Here is a 20,738-nt window from a genome sequence, read left to right on the forward strand (position 1 = left end):
TTATTCATATTATCTTCAAATTCTCTCCTTTTTTCCAATCAAAAATTTCTCTTCAATTTCTTGAACAGGTAAAGGTTTAGAAAATAAATAACCCTGACCAAATTCACACTTAAGCTGTTGCAACCACTGTAATTGTTCTATTGTTTCAATACCTTCTGCCACAACTTTTAAGCCTAGTTGATTGCTAAGATTAATGATAGTACTAATCATCTGATAATTACGATTTTCTTCTTGCATTTCCTTAACAAAAGAACGATCAATTTTCAAATAATTAGCCGGTAAACGATGGAGATAATTAAGAGATGAATATCCTGTGCCAAAATCATCAATACTAATTTGAATGTTTCTCTCTTTTAATTTGGTTAATAAATCAATGGTTTGAGGGAGATCTTCAATTAGCCTACTTTCGGTAATTTCTAGGGTAATAGAATTACCATCTAAACCTGTTTCCGCTAGGGTGTGATCAATATCTTCCATTAAACTTGCTTTGCGAATATCTTGAGCAGAAAGATTAATAGTCATTTTCAGGGGAAAACGATGAGGAAACTTATTTTTCCAGATGGCTAATTGTTGACAAACTGCTTTAAACATCCAAGTATCAATAGAGACAATTAATCCAGTATCTTCACTAATGGATATAAATTCTATGGGAGAAATAAACCCACGAGTTGGATGTTGCCAGCGTACTAATGCTTCAAATCCCATCAAAATATTGTTTTGTATATCCATAATAGGCTGATAGTAAACAATAAACTCTTCTCGTTCCAAAGCCTTACGGAGATCGTTTTCTAATGTGAGTCTATTTACTGCTTGAGTGTGCATTTCAGCATCAAAAATATAGTAGGAATTTCTCCCCTGTGATTTAGCCTTATACATGGCAATATCAGCATCTCGAATCAAGTCAGCAGCACGAGAGTAATCTTTTGTCTCCCAAACAATACCAATACTCGCACTAACAACCATTTCCTTTTCGTATTCATTAAGTTTGATGGGGTATTGAAAATTTTTAAGAATCCCCTCAGTAATTTTAATAATTTCTTCAATACCGTTAATATATTCAAGTAAAATTACAAACTCATCACCTCCAAATCGAGTAACTAAATAAATTTCTTGCAAATGATTATTAAGATTTTCAGCAATTTTGATAAGCAGTTGATCTCCAATTAAATGTCCTAAACTGTCATTGATTACTTTAAACTTATCCAAGTCCAGAAATAGAACAGCATAATTATAGCTATCGACTTGTTTAGCTTTATTAATTGCTAATTCAAGACGCTCTAATAACATTCGCCGATTAGGTAAATCTGTCAAGGGATCATGGAGTGCATTGTGAGTAATTACTTCTGCTGTTGCCCTCAGTGAAGCCGTACGCGCTGCCACTTGTTTTTCTAATTCAATATTGCGATTTTCTAATATTTCTATTTTTTCTGCTTCTAAAATTGCCTGTCTTTGCAAGCCTATTTGTATCTCATCGTATTGTTGTTTAATTCGTAGCATAGAATTGACTCTAGCTCGCAGTTCGAGGCTATTGACGGGTTTACTGATAAAGTCATCAGCCCCAGTATTAAGACATCGAGCTAGATCTTCTTTGGCTGTTAATGCTGTTACCATAATAATCGGAATTGACTGCCATTGGGGATTAACTTTAATAAGAGAACAAGCTTCAAGACCATCCATTTCGGGCATCATTACATCTAACAGGATTAAATCTATTGGCATTAAATTTAGGGATTCGAGGGCTTCTTCTCCACTGGAAGCATAGTTGAGTTCATAATTTTCATGGCTGAGAAATGACTCAATCACATCAAAATTACGAGGTTCATCATCGACTACTAAAATAACAGGGGAATTCATATGAGTAATTTATTTAATTTAATTTTTTTACCATTAATCTCTACTTATATCAAGATTACCCAAAAATATCTTAAATTGAACATATGTATACATTCTTATATCAAGATTATCCAAAAATATCTTAATTATTTATTCATAATCATTTTTTACCGGAAATTTTGGGTTTAAAGGCCCCGTCCTAAAAGGAGCGGCTACAGCAATGCACTTCCTCCTTGACGGGAAACGGAGGTCTCCCCAAGTCGAGCGACTGCCGTCCAAGACGAACCCTACACTCTCCCGCCGTCGTACGGCGGGAGAGGACGCGGGCGGAGTGCATAGATTTTTATGGGGGGGTTGTCAATTTAATTTTAGTGTGAACCAAGAATCCCCGCCGTTAAAAAAGCGCGGGAGTGTCAAAAAATTGTTGAATCATGCTTGTTAGTTGACTGAGTTTGACAGGTTTAGCCAAATAGCCATTTGCCCCTGCTTCTAAACATCTTTCCTCATCCCCTGGCATAGCTAAGGCAGTCAGTGCAATAATAGGAAGATTGGCTATTTGAGGAGAGGTTTCAGAGCGAATTTGTCTGGTTGCTTCTAAACCATCTACCCCTGGCATTTGAATATCCATTAAAATCAAATCTGGAATCGCTGCTCTAGCCTGATCAATCGCTTCTTGACCATTTTTTGCTAAAAGTATCCGGTATCCTTTTGCTTTCAGGTAACGAGAGATAGTAATCATATTAGCTTCATTGTCTTCTGCTAATAGAATCAAAGGCAATCCTTCTACTATTTGTCCTGGTGTGTTTACCTCTGAACCTCCTGGTATTTGTCTAGAAGACTTAGGGATTTGCTGTTCTTTATAGGGTACAGTGAAGGAAAAACAACTGCCTACACCGATTTCACTACTTACCTTTACTTTACCATCGTGTAGTTCCACAATGCGTTTCACCAGAGCAAGTCCTAAACCTGTACCTGTATATTGACGGTTTAAGGCACTATCAATCTGCACAAAAGGCTTAAATAATTTTGAGAGATTTTCCTCGGTGATACCAATTCCGTTATCAATGATGGCAAATTGAATGTAATGAGATTGACTAGGCAAAGATTGAGATTTTTCTAGAGTAACTTGCAAGCATATCTTCCCACCTTCTGGAGTGAATTTAACCGCATTATTGAGCAGGTTAATTAACACTTGACGGATACGTCGTTCATCTACCATTAACTCTGGTAGATTAGGGGGGATTTGAGTTTCAATCTGAATCCGTTTTTGTGATGCTTGTTGTTTAATAAATAGCAGACTAAACTGACAAACTTCACTAACTAATGTGGGGGTGCGGTTTATTTCTATTTTTCCCGATTCAATTTTAGCAACATCAAGGATATCGTTAATCAGTTCGAGTAAATGACAACCACTGCTGGCAATGGTTTCTAATGCTCGTTCTTGTTTGTTGTTGATTGGGCCAAATACTTTTTCTTGTAGAGCTTCTGACATACCTAAAATAGCATTGAGGGGAGTGCGCAACTCATGGCTCATATTGGCGAGAAATTCATCTTTAAGGCGTGTAGCACGAGCAAGCTGTTCGTTGGAAATGGCAAGCTGTTGGTTACTGTCGGTAAGTTTTGCTTCTATTTCTATTTTTGCTGCTAGTTCTTTTTGAATCTGTTTAAATAAATTTGCTTGTTGAATAGCGATGGCTAATTGATTGGCTATATGTTGGACAAAATCAATTTCTGACTGTTCCCAATGTCGAGAATTGGAACATTGATGAATACATAACAAACCCCATAAATCTTCCCCACTGAGTAAGGGCATGACTAAATTAGCTCTAATTTCAAATTGTTCTAGAAGATGAAGATAACATTCTTGCATTTTTACTTCATAGATATCATCTAAGATTTGAATTTTGCCATTGTAATAATGGATAGCGTGTTTTTGAGCAAAACAATGTTCTGTAACTTTAGTGGCTACAATGGAGTTGAATCCACTTCCAATAGATTCTGAAACAAATTCCCCATGCTGATGCTTAGAGTTGGGATCAAATTTGAAAATGCCAACTCGATCAACTTTAAGAAATTTACGAATCTCCTCAGTAGCGATATTAAAAATAGTTTCCAAGTCTAGAGATTGACGAATTCTTTGAGTTATCTCTCGTAATAATAGTTCTCTTTCTGCTTGTTGTTGAATTAATTTTTCTGATTGTTTGCGTTCAGTAATATTCCGAAAATACCAAATTCTGCCATAATGAGTTCCTAGAGGCGATCGCACACTGGCGGAGTAACAATCAAAAATATGTCCATCCTTTAAAATAACTTCATCAATACTTGTGGTTCCTGGATTTTCGTAAAGAGACTCTACCTTGGCACAGAATGCTTCCGAGTCTACTAAATTACTCATAATCCATTCCATAAATTGATAATCGTCTCTAGTTTCTACAATCTCCACCGGAATATGCCATAATTCACAAATGCGCTGATTATAAGAGACAATTTTACGGTTTTCATCAACAATGGAAATACCATCAATAGAAGCCTCTAGTTGTGCTTTTAGGATAGCATTCTGACGTTGCAAAATCTTGGCATGATCTTGAATTTTACTGGCCATGCGATCAAAAGCAACAGAGATTTGTACAAGTTCATCGGAACCGGATAATCCACTTCTGATATTGAGATTTCCTTCTGCTAAACTATTACTAGCAGCAACTAACCGAGAAACTCGCCGAGTTAAGGTTAATTCAAAGAAAAACCATAAGCCTAAACAAAATAGGGTTAACATGACATTAAACACTACTGATCGCCCAAAAGCATCATTATAAGCCTGTTGTTTGGCACTGGTAAGATCATATTCAACAAACAAAATTCCCACCCTTGAAGGGCGTATTTCGTTAGGCAAAACCTCTAAAAGAACCGGATAAATAGCAACCAGTTTATTCTTATCCTGAGACAAAAAAACTTCTCCGGCAAGTTTTTCTCGTACAGTAGTTAACTGAGAGGTATAAGCAGCAGCAGCAGTTTTACTGAAGAGAGAATCTTTAAGTTCATAAAGGTTGGAAATACGAACTATATTTCGATCATCCATTACCATTACTAAATTTATGTTAGTATGGCTCCCAAGCTGACTAATAATCGAAAGTTCTGACTCTTCAATATCCGATCTTCGATATAAATAATCTAAGATTCTTGCCGTTTGCCCTGTGATAATCTGCACATAGTTTTTAGCATTTATTTCTTTTCTTTGATAATTTTCAGTGATTTCTTGATTAAAAGAAGTTATGCCAAATAAACTACCGCATAAAATTAAAATTAATGGAATTGAAAATCTTAGAGGAAAAGGAAAAAATTTAATCATTTTTATGAGTTGAGAATTTGGCATTTTTAATAAAACGATCATCAATAAGATTAGCTGGATCAATATCTTGTGATAACAATTTATTGGCTATCATTATCTTTACCAATTTTCTCATTCCATTGACGAATGAAGGATCACTTTGATCAAATAATCTTTGATTTTCTTCTAAGTTAGGTTGACGTAAACCTTTAAAAGAATTAAGTATTTGTTTGGGCTTTACTTGAGTTCGTTTCGCCATACGAATTCCTGCATCTTGGGGATTTTTTTCTAAATAATCTAAAGCCTGAAACTGGCCATTCACTAATGATTGAATCCTATCATAATTCTTATTTATTACGTCCTCACTAACAACTATAACATCTACAATCTCACCGGGAATTTGGCTACTATCAAATAGTAATCTGGCCCCGGCTTCTAATACTTTAATTTTCGCGGGGCCAAAGGTGACAACCGCATCTACTTCTGCTTGTTTATAAGCTCGTTCATGTTCAGAAAGTTCTAAAGAAACTATCTGAATATCCTTAACAGACATCCCATTTTTTTCCAATGCACGAGCAATCAAAAAAGCCCCTAAAGAAGTGGCTTCCAAACCAACTCGCTTCCCTTTTAATCCTTTCATATTGGTAATTTCTGGTCGGCCTAAAATCACATCCCCACCATCAGAAACATCGATAATAGCAATAATTTTCAGATTTTTCTTGGTTTCTGCCAATACTAAGGCTTGATCCATTGACAACCCCGCAGCTTCAATTTCCTGATTGCGATAGGCTCTTACTACTTCTGTTCCTGAAGGATAATCTATCAACTTGATCGGCTTTTTATCATAATAACCTAGATCACGAGCTAGATATAAGGTTTCATATCCTGGCCAAAGATTAAAACCAATTTTTAATGGTAAGGGGGGTTCAGTGATACAATTCGTTAGGGTCATAGCTAAAACCATAGTTATTAGACTAAAGATAAAGTATTTAAGTATTAACAATTTTTTCTGGTAAATCATACCTAAATTAAGTAAATTCATGTCAGAATAAGGTTATTATTTTTGCTTACTAGATAATGTACAATAAAAAAGATTTCAATAATTATCTTAATTATTACCGGCAAATGTCTTCTGTTATCTGTTCTGAATCCCTTAATTGGCTATATCGAGGAACTCATGAAATTTTCCCCAATCAGCTAAATTCAACTCACCCTGAAGACAATTTAGCACAATTATTAAATCAGTGCGATCGCCCCTTAAGAGTTAAATTAGGAATTGATCCTACGGGTTCAGATATTCATCTAGGCCATAGTATACCTTTTCGTAAATTAAGAGCGTTTCAGGATGGGGGACATATAGCGGTATTAATTATTGGTGATTTTACCGCACAAATTGGTGATCCGACCGGAAAATCTGAAGTACGTAAACAATTAACTCCTGAACAAGTTCAAGCTAATGCTAAAGATTATCTTAATCAATTACGTCCTATTTTAGATTTTGATACTCCAGGACTGTTAGAAATTCGTTACAATTCTGAGTGGTTAAGTGAGTTAAATTTAGGGAAAATTCAAGAATTATTAGCCACAATGACTGTGGGACAAATGTTAGCTAAAGAAGGATTTGCTGAACGCTATAAACAAGAAAATCCCATTTTTCTGCATGAATTTTTATACCCGTTAATGCAGGGATATGATTCAGTCATGATAGATGCTGATGTGGAGTTAGGAGGAACGGATCAAAAGTTTAATATTGCTGTAGGTAGAGATTTACAAAGACATTTTGGTAAAAGGCCTCAATTTGGTTTATTATTGCCCATTTTAATGGGAACTGATGGCACACAAAAAATGTCTAAATCTCTCAATAATTATGTAGGATTAAAAGAAGATGCTTTATCTATGTATTCTAAATTAGAAAAAACTCCTGATGTTTTACTCAAAGATTATTTTGAGTTATTAACTAATTTACCTCTTGAGCATATATTGGATAATCCCAGGGAATCTCAGAAACAATTAGCTTTAGAAGTTGTCTCTCAATATTATAGCCAAGAAGTAGCTTTAACCGCACAAAAAACGGCTGAAGAATTAGTTAAAAATAGAAGTACCGCTTCTGCTGAAGCAGTTCTTGAATATTCTTTATCAGATGTAGAATTTCCTGCCAAATTATTCTATATTTTAAATGCCAGTGGACTTTGTGATAGTAGTGGGGAGGGAAGACGACAAATACAAGGGGGTTCAGTGCGGTTAGAAGGGGAAAAAATTACGGATGTTAATCTTAGTTTTGATACCCCTGAAGAACTGCAAGGGAAAGTTTTACAAGTCGGTAAGAAAAAGTTTATTAAGTTAGTTTGATCAATCAGCAAGGCCCTTTATTGTATGTCCTGTGTTGGGTTTCGTTCCTCAACCCAACCTACAAAAAATTGATTGGCAAAATTCTGTAATTTAAGGTAAAAAATCAAAATCTAGAATTTGTTCTAAAGTAAAAGGACAATCTATAGGAAAAATTGAAGGTTCTAACCCTGTTTTTTGAATCACCCTTAAACGAGCTTTGACATACATATTATCCCATTCTTGTAGACAATAATTATAAAGAGTTTTTGATTCTAATAAATCCTCTAATTCATCTCGAAAATTCTCTATTTCATCTTGCCATCCTCTTTCACATCTTTCTTTTTCTGAAATCCAATAACGATAGAGCAGTAGATGGATGAAAAGTTGTTTGAGATAACTTCTGACTTTTCGTCTTTGCTCACTTCCCAAAGCTTCTATCTCCTCAATTAAATGTTCCCAGTCAAGATTAACTAAATCTTTATTTTTAAGCTGTTTAACTGTTTCATCAATCCACAAAACAAAATCTGTATTATAAATATCTGGTAGAGGTATTTTAATATCAGTTTTCATCAATGTTATCCTCCTTAATTTTTGAAAGGATATATAGCAGAAGTTAAAAGTTCCTTGGGCGCGATTGTACAGAAGTAAAACCCTTATGAATAATGGGTTTGAAACTAATACACTGTACCTCATTAGTCTGAGAAAAGCTATAAGCAAATATGAAATGATATTATTATAGCACTTCTCAAGTAGGGTGTGCATTGCCCACCCTACCATTCAAGTAATAACTTATTTCTTTTTCTGTCCTAATTTACGTTTAAAGAAAGAACCAAACCCTAACGCGGTTCCTACCCCCAAGATAGTCAACGGTTCAGGTACACTCTCAGCTTGAAAATTAATGGTAAATTCTCCTGATTCAAGCCAAGGAGTTCGACCATTATCCTCATTAATGTCCACAAATTTCAAGGTTGCTGAGTAATTTTTATCTATGCTCATCTTAGGAGCATAAAAATAGGGTTTAAAAGCAAAATTATCTCCTTTACCAATAAAAGTTTTATCACCGACTTTACTCAATAAAGTTTGTCCATTACTATCAGCAACCTTTAAACCAGGAGTAATATTTACTAATTCCCAATAAATCGTCGCATCATCACCAAGTAAGCCATTCCAACGATCATTACTAGTATGATAAACTCCTGCAATATAGGGGTCATAATCAGGACTTAAAGGATCAGCCGCAGAGGCAAGATGAGCCACTGGTTTAGTTGTTAAATCAGAGAAAATATTGTCCTCTGTTTTGATACTAACCATTTTACCTTTAAAAGCCCCTGTCCCTGGAACCAGAGGTAAGGGAGGTAGGTTAAAACGTATTTCTGGAAGCTGATTATTGGTGTTAGTATTTAGGATAGTTGGACTGCTGACATCCCCTGTATAACTATAGATTCCAATTCCATGAAAATGACTAAGTTCTGGGGGTTCATGAGGATGGGGAAATAGTAAAGAAAGCCGATTATAGTTGGGATTTGGTAATCCTGCGTATGGATTGGTATCACCCATTAAGATTTCTAAACTATCTCGTCCAACCACCATATGATGATGACCAAAATGAACTTGCGCTAAGGTAATTTGAGAAGAAGATAATAAGGATAAAGCCACTACAGGAGAACCTAACAAAATGTTAGTTGTTGTTTTTAACAGATTCATTTTACTTCCTGAAAATCGAATAATATCAGCAATCATATCTAAGGTTTCTGTTTTAATCAACAGACATATTGTCAAACTTAAATGCAAAAAAAACAAAATTATTCTCTTGATTTCTACTTTTTCTTAACATTAATTTAAGAGTTACAAGTAAATTGTATAAATTGTTACGATAGCTCAACTCTAGGGAACAATGCCTCATTACCTATTTGTGTTAAAATTAAATTAAGTAAATAGACAAAATTAATTACACAAAATTTGTAGGAGCGGGTTTTTTACATAAATCAATGATTCTCACCAAAAAATTAAATAAACCCGCCCTTACCTTTTTTACTCAACCATTACGAATATATCAAAACCTGCCGGAGGCTGTGCAATTAATTTTGCGCGCGGTACTTAGTAAAATATTTGAATAAACAAAGATTATTGACTCACTGAGAAACATTATTAATCATGACTAAACCTATTAATCTTTTTGAATATGAATCTCTAGCTAAAGAACAACTTTCTTCAATGGCATGGGATTATTATAGAAGTGGGGCCATGGATGAGATTACCCTGCATAAAAATAGAACTACTTTTGAACAATATCAACTCTATCCGAGAATGTTAGTTGATGTTAGCCATATTGATTTAAACACATCAATATTGGGACAAAACTTATCAATTCCTATTGGTGTTGCACCGATGGCTTTTCAATGTTTAGCTCATCCAGAGGGAGAAATTGCCACTGCTAAAGTTACTTCTAATCTAAAAACTCTCTTAATATTAAGTACCTTATCTACCACAAGTTTAGAAGAAGTGGCCACCTGTCAATCTCATAATTTAAGATGGTTTCAATTGTATATTCATCGGGATAAAGGACTAACTAAAGCATTAGTAGAAAGAGCAGAATTAGCTGGATATACTGCCTTATGTGTCACCGTAGATGCACCCGTTATGGGTCGTAGAGAAGCCGATATTCGTAATCAATTTAGTTTACCTTCTCCCTTAAAATTAGCTAATTTAGTAACCATGACTGATTTAACTATTCCGCAAACCATTGGTGAATCAGGATTATTTGCTTATTTTCAACAGCAAATTGACCCTAGTATTACCTGGAAAGATATAGAATGGTTACAATCAATTACCAAACTTCCTATTGTTTTAAAAGGAATTTTAAGAGGAGATGATGCTATTTTAGCCCTCAAACATGGAGTCAAAGCAATTATTGTTTCTAATCATGGGGGAAGACAATTAGACGGCGCGATATCTTCTTTAGATGCTCTCCCTAGAATTATAACAGCGATCGACAACAAAATTGATGTTATAATGGACGGAGGAATTAGACGAGGAACTGATATTTTTAAAGCCTTAGCATTAGGGGCAAAAATGGTATTAGTTGGTCGTCCAATTTTATGGGGATTAGCAGTTGATGGAGAAACAGGAGTAGCTCATATTTTACAACTTTTGCGAGATGAATTAGCCTTAGCTATGGCCTTAAGTGGTTGTCCTAGCTTAGCAGAAATTAATGAGAGTTTTCTGATTTCTCCTAAATCTTAAATCAGTGAACAGTGATAAAAACTTTTAACAAATAACTAATAAATTGAGTTATATATCTTGAGGTAAATTCATTTAATTTCTTTGTGTCTTTGCGAGAAATATAAAGTTATTGATTTTCCCTCAAGAAGTAAGCTTTAAAAAATAACCTACTAAATAAAGAGAACCGCATAAAACAATTAACTTATCAGGCATATTAACTGCTACTTCCAAAGCAGAAAATACATCGGTAAAAGTCTTAATATTGTCTAATTTAGGACAAATATTAGCTGCTAACTTAGCTAAATTTTCTGTATTTTCACTATCATAGTCAGGAACAGGAACTAAGTATAAAGAGTCATGAGATCTTAATAAAGCTTGAAAAATTTTATCATGTTCTTTCGTTGATAACATTCCCATAACCCAAATAATCTCTTTATCTAAACTATCTACATATTGACGCAAAACTTCAGCCGAAGCAGTATTATGGGCCCCATCAATTAACAAATGAGAATTACGCCATCGTCTCCATTGTAACCTGCCCAACCATTGAGTCTTTTTCATGCCTTTTTGAATGGCTATTAAAGGAATATTCCAGCCTTTTTGTTGTAAAATAGTTATGGTTTCTAAGGCGATAGCAGAATTACTTAACTGAATATCTCCCAACAAAGATAAAGGATACTCAATCTCCTTATATTTAGCCCAATGATCATTAATTTGAGACTTAGACACAAACCCTAAAGGTAGGATAGGCTCCCAACCCATCACACCATCTATAGAGTTTACAATTGTTTTATGCGTAAGTCCTGTAATTCTTAGGGCAGGTTTAACCCAGACTACAGGACAGTTCAAAACTTCAATTTTAGCCTTAATAACTGCTTCTGCTTCTAGGGGAAGTTCTCCGATAACTGCAGGACAATTTTTTTTAAGAATACCCGCTTTTTCTTGGGCAATATTTCCTATTGTTGGTCCTAAAATTTGCCAATGTTCTCGACTAATAGAAGTAATAACACTAACTAAAGGATGTTCACAAACATTAGTTGAATCTAACCGTCCCCCCAACCCCACCTCAATTACAGCAATATCTACCTTTTTTTGAGCAAAATAAACCCAAGCTGCTGCGGTAATAACTTCAAATTGTGTAGGACTTTCTTCAAAGTTATTGATTAGTCTTTTAATTTGAGTTAAGATAGCTTTAAATTCTATTTCAGATATAGGTTGATTATTAACACAAATTCTCTCTGTCCAATCTATCAAATGAGGTGACGTATAACGACCTACCTGATATCCTGCTTCTGTTAATATAGAAGAAAGATAAGCGCAAACTGACCCCTTACCATTAGTTCCCCCAACATGAATAATTGGGATAGAATGATGAGGGTTGCCTAAATTTTGTAATAGGTTTAGAATAGGTTCTAACCCTAAATTAACCCCTAAATGTTGAAAGGATTTCAAAAAAGAATCAATTAACATGGATCAATAATCAGTAATAATTTATAATTTGGATGTTATCATCTTAAAAGTTCACTAATTACCCATTATATCATGATTAATTATGCAGTATAGAAGATTTGGCCGAACAGAATTACAAATGCCCGTTTTTTCCTGTGGAGGAATGCGCTATCAATATAAATGGCAAGATATCCCTGCTAAGGAAATTCCTCAAGAAAATCAGGATAATTTAGAAGCAACTATTCGTCGTTCCTTAGAGGTAGGAATTAATCATATTGAAACAGCGAGAGGATACGGCACATCTGAGATGCAATTAGGCAAGATTTTACCAAAGTTGCCCAGAGAACAATTAATCGTGCAAACCAAAGTATGCCCCCAAAAAAATGTTAAACAATTTCGCCGTGAATTTGATAAATCTTTAGCTTTTCTGCAATTAGATTATGTTGATTTATTGGGAATACATGGCATTAATACTTACGAAATTATTGATGAATGTATTCGTCCAGGAGGGTGTTTAGATGAAGCAAGAAAACTTCAAAAACAAGGAAAAGTTCGCTTTATTGGATTTTCCACTCATGGCCCAACTGATGTTATTATTAAAACTATAGAAACCGATTGTTTTGATTATGTTAACCTTCATTGGTACTATATAAATCAACTTAATTGGCCGGCTATAGAAGCAGCTAACAAACATGATATGGGGGTATTTATTATTAGTGCCTCAGACAAAGGAGGAAAGCTTTATGACCCCCCACAAAAATTAATTGAACTCTGTCAACCCCTGAGTCCAATAATGTTTAATAACTTATTTTGTTTATCTCATTCTCAGGTTCATACTCTCAGTGTCGGTGCATCTCGTCCCACAGATTTTGATGAACATTTAAAGACTTTATCTCTATTAGATAAAGCAGAAGAAATACTAGAACCTATTATCAATAGATTAGAAGCAGAAGCCATTAAAGTATTAGGAGAAAATTGGGTTAAAACTTGGAATATAGGCTTACCCAATCATAAGCAAACCCCAGGAAATATTAATATTCCGGTCATTTTATGGCTGAGAAATTTAGCCTTAGCTTATGATATGATTGAATATGGAAGAATGCGCTATAATTTATTAGGAAATGGCGGACATTGGTTTCCAGGAAAACAAGCAGAAAACTTAGACAAGTTAGATTTAAAATCTTGTTTAGTTAATAGTCCTCATGCTGATAAAATTCCTGATTTATTAGCTGATACTCATCATTTATTAGGGGGTCAATCTGTTCAACGATTATCTAGTAGTTAATTTCATACTTCATAATTAGTTAAGTTTTATTAAGTTTTCTATAGTTGGACTAAGATTTTCAATAAATGATGTTAAATAGTCTAACATCCAAAGAGATTTGTCTATAACATTGAGATAATAGACTTTATTTGTCAATGCACTCAAGAGATTAACTCAAAATCTGTTAGGGGAAGGAATCTCTTTAAGCAATGATCAATATTACTTGTTTTGCTTCTTCACTTCACAGAGGTATCAATACATCAGTTTTTCAATGTAACTGGTTATTTTTCCCATTGTTCCTCAAACAGTGATTTTTGAGTTTTATGTCTTTATCCTTTTTCAAAGAAATCAAATCTACGGTCAAATCCCTTTCTCAACCCATTAGATGTACTGTATTTGGTTGTGGTAAACATCATTTAGAATTAGGGAAACGAGCAGAAGAGAACGACTGGCAGCTTGTATTGTTTAAAATCAAGAATTTAGATCACGAAAATATCCTTATTCTGAAAAAATTCGCTTATAAATTGGCTAAAGAAACAGGAAGACCTATTTGTGATGCCACCGGACATATAGAACCTTGGACAGATGATATTCTCACTGCCTTAAAAAATCTAGAATACAATTATCAAATTATACTAATTGAACAACAAGATATAGGTTAGGTGAGCAATTCAGCCAAGTAGTACTTATTTATCTAGATAAAAGTATCGAGTCTCGGCAAAAAAATCAAAGTATATTACGGAATTAATTAGAGACAGATTGAAGTCACTAGACGAACCCCTAATCACCTAGAATTGTTCAAACTAAATTTACCCTAAGTAAGTTAGATTTTCTAGAGGTTTAGGAAGGTTAATATTATAGCATATTTAGGAGGAAAAGTATTAAATATTTTTCCTAATTCGAGATGACAAAATTTTGAATCAGGAAAATATTTAATTCAGATTGATTAATAATATTGAGGCTTTCAATGTGGAATTTTACTTAATTCTGCGGCTCACACACTTATATGAGGTTAATTCAATGACTTTTAATACTGGGCTATTAGGCAATTTTCTCGGCTTTGTTGCTATTTTTTTCTATATTGTGACTTTACTACCAACAAATTTACGGATTGTATTTCCTCAGACCAAAAAAACTGGAATTCCCAAGTTTTTACTACAACAAAGACGACTCATAGGAATACTAGCTTTTCTCGTGGCTTTAGGTCATGGTTATCTCTTAGTAATGAAGAGAGATTTTGACTTTTTTGATTTCAAAACTTCTTGGATTTATATTCAAGGGGTGGTCACACTTACGATCTTTACCTTATTAGCAATTACCTCTAATGATTGGAGTATAAAACGACTCAAGAAGAACTGGAAAAGGCTACATAACCTAACTTATATAGCCATGTTTCTGCTCACTTGGCACATTTGGGGTAAAATGTCTGGTCATTGGACTTATTTAACTCCCATTAGCTTAGTAGGGATGGGACTCATTACTATCCTTTATTTACTACGTCGCTATATTGAAAAACGTAATGAATTGCAAAAAAAGAAACAAAAAGAAGTTCCTGCACTATTGCCTGAAAAAGTAGAAGTTTAACTTTCATACTCATATTTTTTTCTTGAAAATATCTCTTACCTCACTCCTATTTTTGTTTGGGAACAATAATGAAAAACTTAACTATTAATCTATTGCACTTGAGTCAGAAATACTCAGCCGTTTTTGCTGTGACGACTTTTGCTGTGATTCTTGGCCAACAGATTATTAGCCCTCGTTTTGCTTCTTTATCACCGTCTCAGGATGCAGTCTTAATTGCTAAGACTGTCAGTACTCTGAAACCAATAAGAACCATGAACGACAATGAGGGGTGGATTTATGCGATCGCCATGAGTCCAGATGGACAATTTTTAGCCAGTGGTAGTTATGGCGAAACCATTCAAATTTGGCATCTTCCTAGTGGAACTTTACGCTATACTTTAAAAGGACATGGAGATGCCGTAAAATCTTTGGCTTTTAGCCCTGATAGCCATATTCTAGTCAGTGGTAGTTGGGATAATACCGTCAAAGTCTGGGATGTACAGACAGGGAAAATGCTACATAATCTGACGGAACATACCGATGATGTAGAAGCAGTAGCTATTAGTCCCAACGGGAAATATATTCTCAGTGGTAGTCTTGATCAAAGTTTGATTTTGTGGGACTTACAGACAGGAAAAGTTCTCCAACGCTTCTCTAATGAAGATTGGTCGAGAAGTGTAGCTTTTAGTACGGATAGTCAGAAAGTTATCAGTGGAAATCAACAAGGGACAATTCGTTTGTGGCATATTAGTAATGGGCAAGAGATAAACACCTGGAAAGCTCATAAAGCAGCCGTGCGATCGCTGGCAATGAGTCCTGATGGTAAAACTTTAGCTAGTGGTAGTGTTGATAGAACAGTCAAATTATGGGACTTGACAACAGGGGAACTCAAAAAAACATTAAAAGGTCATTCTAGAGCCGTATGGTCGGTAGCTTTTAGTCCTGACGGGCAAAAGTTAGCCAGTGGTAGTTATGATACAACGGTGAAAGTATGGCGGGTTGTTACTGGAGAATTGTTGAGTAATTTAATGGCTCATGATAAGTCAGTCTGGTCAGTTGTTTTTAGTAGGGATGGCCAAACCTTAGTCAGTGGCAGTGCTGATGAAACAGTGAAGCTGTGGTCTGTGTCGAAGTTAATTCCTACTCGATTAACGGCCCGTAACTTTTAACAAATCAGTCAGTTTTTTTGCCTTGTGTTATGATATAGATGGTTAAGAGTAAATTAATCCCTGATGACTCGACGCTCTCCTCGTTCTTCTCAACCTCGTTCTAATTCTGGGCGTTATTCTTCTGGCGAACCTTCTGGGCCTAAATTTAATTATGGCACTATTGCTTTATTCGGGGGAATTTTTATTTTAGGCATTGGGGTAGGGATTGGAGTGAGTTCTACTGCCAGTTTCGATCCTCAAAATGTTGCCTCACGGGAGGTTATTGATAAAAGTGCGCCTAATGCCGAATTGTGTGTTCAATTTGGTGCTAGTGCCATCGTCACTGATATGCGAGTCTTTATTACCTTAAATCCCTTTAGTGTTTTTGTCACCCAACCAGCTATGCAACCTGGCTGTGTTTTGCGTCGTAGTAATATTAATCTTTTGGAACAGCAAAGACTGGTTACATCTGAACAATTTAGAGATTGTAAAAATCGCATGAATACATTTGGTTTTACTGGCGCATTGGAGAGTAAACCGACAATTTCTTGTATTTATCCTAATGATGCGGCCGGAAACCTCTTTTTAAACCCCGCCGGATCAGTTAGTCCTCGGACGGATAACCAAGATTTTTAACTGATCGGGCGATCGCGCTTTTCTGAGTTACGGATAGTTTACTAAGCTTTCCAAACTACTAAAATAACGCCACAAACAATAAGTCCTAAACCAAAAGCGCGATAAACGGGAATTACTTCTTTAAAGAAAAAATAACCAATTAAAACGGAAAAAACATACATAATAGCTGCAGAAGGACCAGCTACACTCAGATTAACACGAGTTAATAAGAGAATATAGGCGATCGCACCTAAGCCATAACAAGCTAGACCCGCTAATAATTCAGGGGTTAAGATAATATTCAAAATATGACTGATAGCATTATCAGCATTAACCTTGCCCAATTTTGTCGCCCCAAGCTTGAGCAAAAATTGTCCCACAGCACTGGTTAAGACCGAAATTAACAACAGACAAAACTCTTGATAAGTCAAAGTTGCCTTCTCCTGCCCACAGATACAACCTACTAATTTACAGCAAGCTTTACTTTAACGCTAGTTTTTCAATGTCCTAACTTATTTGTGCAAAATATGACTACAGAGATTAATGGCCTAGGGGTCAACGGCTGTATAGTGCTTCTTTGTGTCCCATTCTACCGCATAAATGTATCAGGAACGATATTAAAACCATGAATTTTCTTTAAAAACCTAGTAGGGGTCAACGGCCGTTGACCCCTACGGGTGGGTTTATATAAAATAAGTGGGCATCATAAAATAAGTGGGCATCATAAAATAAGGGGCGGGTTTATTTAACTTTTTTGTGAGTATCATGGACTTATGTAAAAAACCCGCCCCTACGGAAACCTGCCCCTACGAAAACTCGCCCCTATCACTTATTAATTAACACCTATTCAAGCTTAACTAATACTCTTTCTCTCACTCGTTTAACCGGATAACTTTCTAGAAATATTTCTGGTGCAGTTAAACATTCTCCCGTTTCTAAATGATACTTAAACCCGTGATGAAGACAGGTCAAAATTCCCTTTTCTACGTCTCCTGTATCTAAGGGCATCGCTAAGTGCATACAACTATTACGATATCCTTTAATTATCTCATTATTTCTTACTAAAATCAACTTTAATCCTTCAATTTCTAAGGGCAAAATTCCCCCATTAGGAATCTCATCAACATTGGCTAAGGCTATCCAACCTGCATCTTCTGATGCAGCAAAAGGACTCTCAATATTACCTTGATTTTTATTATTATTTTTGGTATTAATAGAGATAACTTTGGTTATTTCAGGACAATAAGTTTTAATTGCTTCTTCTACTCCTTGTTTCATGGTTAAGGTAGAAGCAGGACAATTACTACAGGTTCCTAGTAATTGCACTTCTACTGTATCAGGCAGTTTAATATTCACTAATTCTACATCCCCATTATGGCTTTTTAAACCTGGTCTAATGCTTTCTAATGCTTGGTGAATTCGTTGTTCTAAAGGAGGTTTTGGGGGTTTAATTAATTCATGATAACATAATAATCCATATACTATTTCATCTTCAACAGCATGACGTAATGCGGATAAAGATTCTTGTTTTACACTCCGAATAAGACGGGTTAATGCTTCTTTATGTAAAGCTTCAACGGCTTGTTTTAATCCCTCTACAACTACTTGTTGATTTTTATCCCATTGACTGATAATTTCTTCATATTTATTAATTTGTTGAACTAATTCTTCTAAGGTTTTAATAGTATCTGAAGATGGAATATTTTGGGTCATAATTATCCTGTCTTTGACTATGATTTATTTTTATTGAGTGTTTTGGGATGTTCAATTTATCAGGGTTATTTCCTTCTGGATAAATATCCATTTCGTCGGGGCGGGTTTTCGTAGGGGCGGGTTTTTTACATAAGTCCATGATACTCACAAAAAAGTCAAATAAACCCGCCCCTTATTTTATGATACTCACAAAAAAGTCAGATAAACCCCTCCTAATTAAACTCAGAATGAAACTGTCAATTTATGAATTGACCCTAAATATTGTTTTACTTCATCTTGATGTCTTTGAGCAAAAATGGCATTGCCATACCCGTCAATAAACTAGAAATGCCAATGACAATGGCTAGGTTGAGTCCTGTTTTTTCTAATCCCAATAACAACAGTAAACCGATAATTACTCCAAAAGTAACCTGTCGATAAAAATAACCAGGGTTACGTAATAATTTACCCTTAAAAAACAATTTCAGGGAATACCAACCTACTTCTAACATGGTCTATTTCTCCTAGACTAATTTTAATATAACTAAACCAATCATCGCCACAGGAATCACTCCAGCAGGGCCAAATAATCCCCCTAATAAAGCAGCTAATTCATAGCCTAAATCTTTCCCTGCTAATAATATTCCGCCGATGGCTCCTCCAATCATTGAAATAATCGCCGCGATCGCTAACCAAAATATACCCGTTAACCAGGTAATTTCTCCTATCATTAGATTATGTAAAAAATCGTGCATAATAGCATTGCTACTCAAATTTCCTAAGATTTCAGTCATTGAATTTTCTCTCCTACAAACAGTAAATTGTTCGTGATTAATTGTTAATTGTTAATTGTATTTGTAATTCTTTTTCCACTTCTTGCATTGCTTGCTTAACAATTTCTGCTTGTTCCCATTGTTCATATTCCCTAAACATAGCATAAGCTTCTTGATAGTAAGTTTTGGCTTTCATTAAATTCTTAAGATTGCCTTTTGCGGGATACTCAATATCATCAGGTAAGTTAAATAACACATTGGCTTTATTAGAAATGGTGTTAGCATACTCAATAGGAGTATCTTGAGCGGTACGCACTTTTAATGCTTCATTATAAGCAGCTAACGCTTTTAAATTATTCTCAATAGGATGAACAGTGGGAAGGTATTGTAAAGCATTAGCCAAGTTATTGTTTAACATCGCATATTCGCTAGGATAATCAATTAAAGTGACCCATTTTAAGGCTTCTTCAAAAGATTGTACTGCCATTGCTTGTCGCATTCCTTCCCCTTCTGCTGCTAGAGGTAAAGATAAATAAGCGATCGCAATATTATTCTGAATAATAGCAAATTCTTGGGGATAATTTTGTCCATTAAAGACTCTCGCGGCCCTTTGATAAGCTTGTATGGCATTCTTGAGAGTGGCTTTGTGAAACGGAACTAATGCTTGAATTACTACCCCTAAATTCATCTGTGTTTCGGCAATTTCTTCGGGGGCAGCGTGTTCTTGTAAAATAGGAAGGGCTGCATCATAAGCCGCTTTAGCTTCTAATAAAAATTCTGGCCCCTCTGCTGGCATAATTCTTAAGGCTGTCCCCATTCCGGTTAATCCTCTCGCTCTTAATAAAGGATGTTCCGCAGGACATAATTCAATAGCTCGACAATAAAGAAAGATTGCGTCTTCAATTTGTTGGGGACTTCTAGGCTTACTTTGTAATCCGGCTGCCATTTCGATGAGCATTTCGATTTTTTCTGGCAGGGTTGCCATATCGGATTCTATTGCCTCTAAGGCGGCTTTAACAGTTGAATCGGTTAGGCTTGCACTCACAGCTTTAATGTCTCCCATAGTTGAAAGGTTGAGAATTCTCTCATTAATTTCAAGGATAATTTATCATTTCATTAAAAAGAAATTTTACTCGGTTTTTCTTCACTAACTTTATCTGTTGACAATATTATGAGTTCCTAAAATATTTACTTTTTATTCACAATTAATGCTGAACACCACCTTTATCCTATTCAACCAATAGGTCTGGATTTTCTGCCCTTTTCTTTGCCTTTTTTTAAGGTTTATTCCCTCCAGTAATTCTATTTCTGTTAACTTGATAATTTTTATTAGTTCTGTTCTAACTGCTATATTGACTATTTTGTCAATCCCTAGCTTCAATAAACTTTACAGCATTTAATACATTTGCTCAAATAAAAGTCAGTTTAAGTCATTCAATGAGGGTAATAGGGTCTAATGAGGGGTAAGCTTAACGAAATATAGGGCTTAAATGCTTATAATTTGGTTTTTGACATACGTGCTGTAG

General features: G+C 35.1%; 18 protein-coding genes. 7 read left to right on the plus strand and 11 right to left on the minus strand.

The features are described 5' to 3' along the window. Positions 1-15: 15 nt before the first annotated feature. The 3 genes from AsFPU1_RS01535 to AsFPU1_RS01545 all read right to left on the minus strand — a co-directional run bounded on the left by AsFPU1_RS01535 (position 16) and on the right by AsFPU1_RS01545 (position 6,110). Positions 16-1,854, minus strand: coding sequence for a two-component system response regulator (locus tag AsFPU1_RS01535; RefSeq protein WP_124970106.1), 1,839 nt, complete (start codon positions 1,852-1,854; stop codon positions 16-18). Between the two features lie 373 nt (positions 1,855-2,227). After that, positions 2,228-5,203, minus strand: coding sequence for an ATP-binding protein (locus tag AsFPU1_RS01540; RefSeq protein ID WP_227873329.1), 2,976 nt, complete (start codon positions 5,201-5,203; stop codon positions 2,228-2,230). Next, positions 5,172-6,110: an ABC transporter substrate-binding protein gene (locus AsFPU1_RS01545; RefSeq protein WP_227873330.1), complete on the minus strand. Its 939-nt coding sequence runs from the start codon at positions 6,108-6,110 to the stop codon at positions 5,172-5,174. The genes AsFPU1_RS01540 and AsFPU1_RS01545 overlap by 32 nt, the downstream gene beginning before the upstream one ends. Positions 6,111-6,283: 173 nt before the next feature. Here AsFPU1_RS01545 and tyrS point away from each other — a divergent pair, with 173 nt between their 5' ends. Then, positions 6,284-7,507, plus strand: coding sequence for a tyrosine--tRNA ligase (gene tyrS, locus AsFPU1_RS01550; RefSeq protein WP_124970112.1), 1,224 nt, complete (start codon positions 6,284-6,286; stop codon positions 7,505-7,507). Positions 7,508-7,597: 90 nt separating this feature from the next. Here the strand turns inward: tyrS and AsFPU1_RS01555 are convergent, their stop codons facing one another. Both AsFPU1_RS01555 and AsFPU1_RS22895 read right to left on the minus strand, forming a co-directional pair. Beyond that, entirely contained in the window at positions 7,598-8,038 is a 441-nt protein-coding gene (locus tag AsFPU1_RS01555) for a DUF29 domain-containing protein (RefSeq protein WP_172957397.1), read from the minus strand. 237 nt (positions 8,039-8,275) lie between these two features. Further along, entirely contained in the window at positions 8,276-9,190 is a 915-nt protein-coding gene (locus AsFPU1_RS22895) for an all3515 family Zur-repressed PEP-CTERM protein (RefSeq protein ID WP_227875697.1), read from the minus strand. Between the two features lie 450 nt (positions 9,191-9,640). On the opposite strand from AsFPU1_RS22895, the gene AsFPU1_RS01565 reads away from it, so the two are divergent. Continuing rightward, on the plus strand, positions 9,641-10,729 hold the full coding sequence (locus tag AsFPU1_RS01565) for an alpha-hydroxy acid oxidase (RefSeq protein WP_125061025.1): 1,089 nt from the start codon (positions 9,641-9,643) through the stop codon (positions 10,727-10,729). Between the two features lie 120 nt (positions 10,730-10,849). Here the strand turns inward: AsFPU1_RS01565 and AsFPU1_RS01570 are convergent, their stop codons facing one another. After that, positions 10,850-12,178 carry a bifunctional folylpolyglutamate synthase/dihydrofolate synthase gene (locus AsFPU1_RS01570; protein WP_124977730.1) on the minus strand — a complete coding sequence of 443 codons (1,329 nt, stop codon included), beginning with the start codon at positions 12,176-12,178 and terminating at the stop codon, positions 10,850-10,852. 82 nt (positions 12,179-12,260) lie between these two features. Here AsFPU1_RS01570 and AsFPU1_RS01575 point away from each other — a divergent pair, with 82 nt between their 5' ends. The 5 genes from AsFPU1_RS01575 to AsFPU1_RS01595 all read left to right on the plus strand — a co-directional run bounded on the left by AsFPU1_RS01575 (position 12,261) and on the right by AsFPU1_RS01595 (position 16,768). Beyond that, positions 12,261-13,442: an aldo/keto reductase gene (locus AsFPU1_RS01575; RefSeq protein WP_124977728.1), complete on the plus strand. Its 1,182-nt coding sequence runs from the start codon at positions 12,261-12,263 to the stop codon at positions 13,440-13,442. A gap of 302 nt (positions 13,443-13,744) precedes the next feature. Continuing rightward, complete coding sequence (locus AsFPU1_RS01580; RefSeq protein ID WP_124977726.1) at positions 13,745-14,083, plus strand: hypothetical protein; 339 nt, start codon at positions 13,745-13,747, stop codon at positions 14,081-14,083. Between the two features lie 358 nt (positions 14,084-14,441). Next, positions 14,442-15,005 (plus strand): ferric reductase-like transmembrane domain-containing protein, encoded by a 564-nt coding sequence (locus AsFPU1_RS01585; RefSeq protein ID WP_124977724.1) that lies wholly within the window; start codon positions 14,442-14,444, stop codon positions 15,003-15,005. Positions 15,006-15,073: 68 nt separating this feature from the next. Then, complete coding sequence (locus AsFPU1_RS01590; protein WP_124977722.1) at positions 15,074-16,153, plus strand: WD40 repeat domain-containing protein; 1,080 nt, start codon at positions 15,074-15,076, stop codon at positions 16,151-16,153. 63 nt (positions 16,154-16,216) lie between these two features. Beyond that, positions 16,217-16,768 carry a DUF3172 domain-containing protein gene (locus AsFPU1_RS01595; RefSeq protein WP_124977720.1) on the plus strand — a complete coding sequence of 184 codons (552 nt, stop codon included), beginning with the start codon at positions 16,217-16,219 and terminating at the stop codon, positions 16,766-16,768. Between the two features lie 41 nt (positions 16,769-16,809). Here AsFPU1_RS01595 and AsFPU1_RS01600 read toward each other — a convergent pair whose 3' ends face one another. The 5 genes from AsFPU1_RS01600 to AsFPU1_RS01620 form a co-directional block, all read right to left on the minus strand. Continuing rightward, positions 16,810-17,178: an EamA family transporter gene (locus AsFPU1_RS01600; RefSeq protein WP_124977718.1), complete on the minus strand. Its 369-nt coding sequence runs from the start codon at positions 17,176-17,178 to the stop codon at positions 16,810-16,812. Positions 17,179-17,590: 412 nt separating this feature from the next. Beyond that, positions 17,591-18,460 carry a NifU family protein gene (locus tag AsFPU1_RS01605; protein WP_124977716.1) on the minus strand — a complete coding sequence of 290 codons (870 nt, stop codon included), beginning with the start codon at positions 18,458-18,460 and terminating at the stop codon, positions 17,591-17,593. A 266-nt stretch (positions 18,461-18,726) separates the two neighbouring features. Continuing rightward, entirely contained in the window at positions 18,727-18,951 is a 225-nt protein-coding gene (locus AsFPU1_RS01610) for a hypothetical protein (protein WP_124977714.1), read from the minus strand. A gap of 12 nt (positions 18,952-18,963) precedes the next feature. Next, the gene (locus AsFPU1_RS01615) at positions 18,964-19,233 is read right to left on the minus strand and encodes an asr0689 family protein (protein ID WP_124977712.1); all 270 of its coding nucleotides are present in this window, start codon (positions 19,231-19,233) and stop codon (positions 18,964-18,966) included. Positions 19,234-19,270: 37 nt separating this feature from the next. After that, positions 19,271-20,257: a tetratricopeptide repeat protein gene (locus AsFPU1_RS01620; protein ID WP_124977710.1), complete on the minus strand. Its 987-nt coding sequence runs from the start codon at positions 20,255-20,257 to the stop codon at positions 19,271-19,273. Positions 20,258-20,738: the final 481 nt, after the last annotated feature.

The organism is Aphanothece sacrum FPU1 (assembly GCF_003864295.1).
In the GTDB taxonomy this organism is placed as follows: domain Bacteria; phylum Cyanobacteriota; class Cyanobacteriia; order Cyanobacteriales; family Microcystaceae; genus Aphanothece_B; species Aphanothece_B sacrum.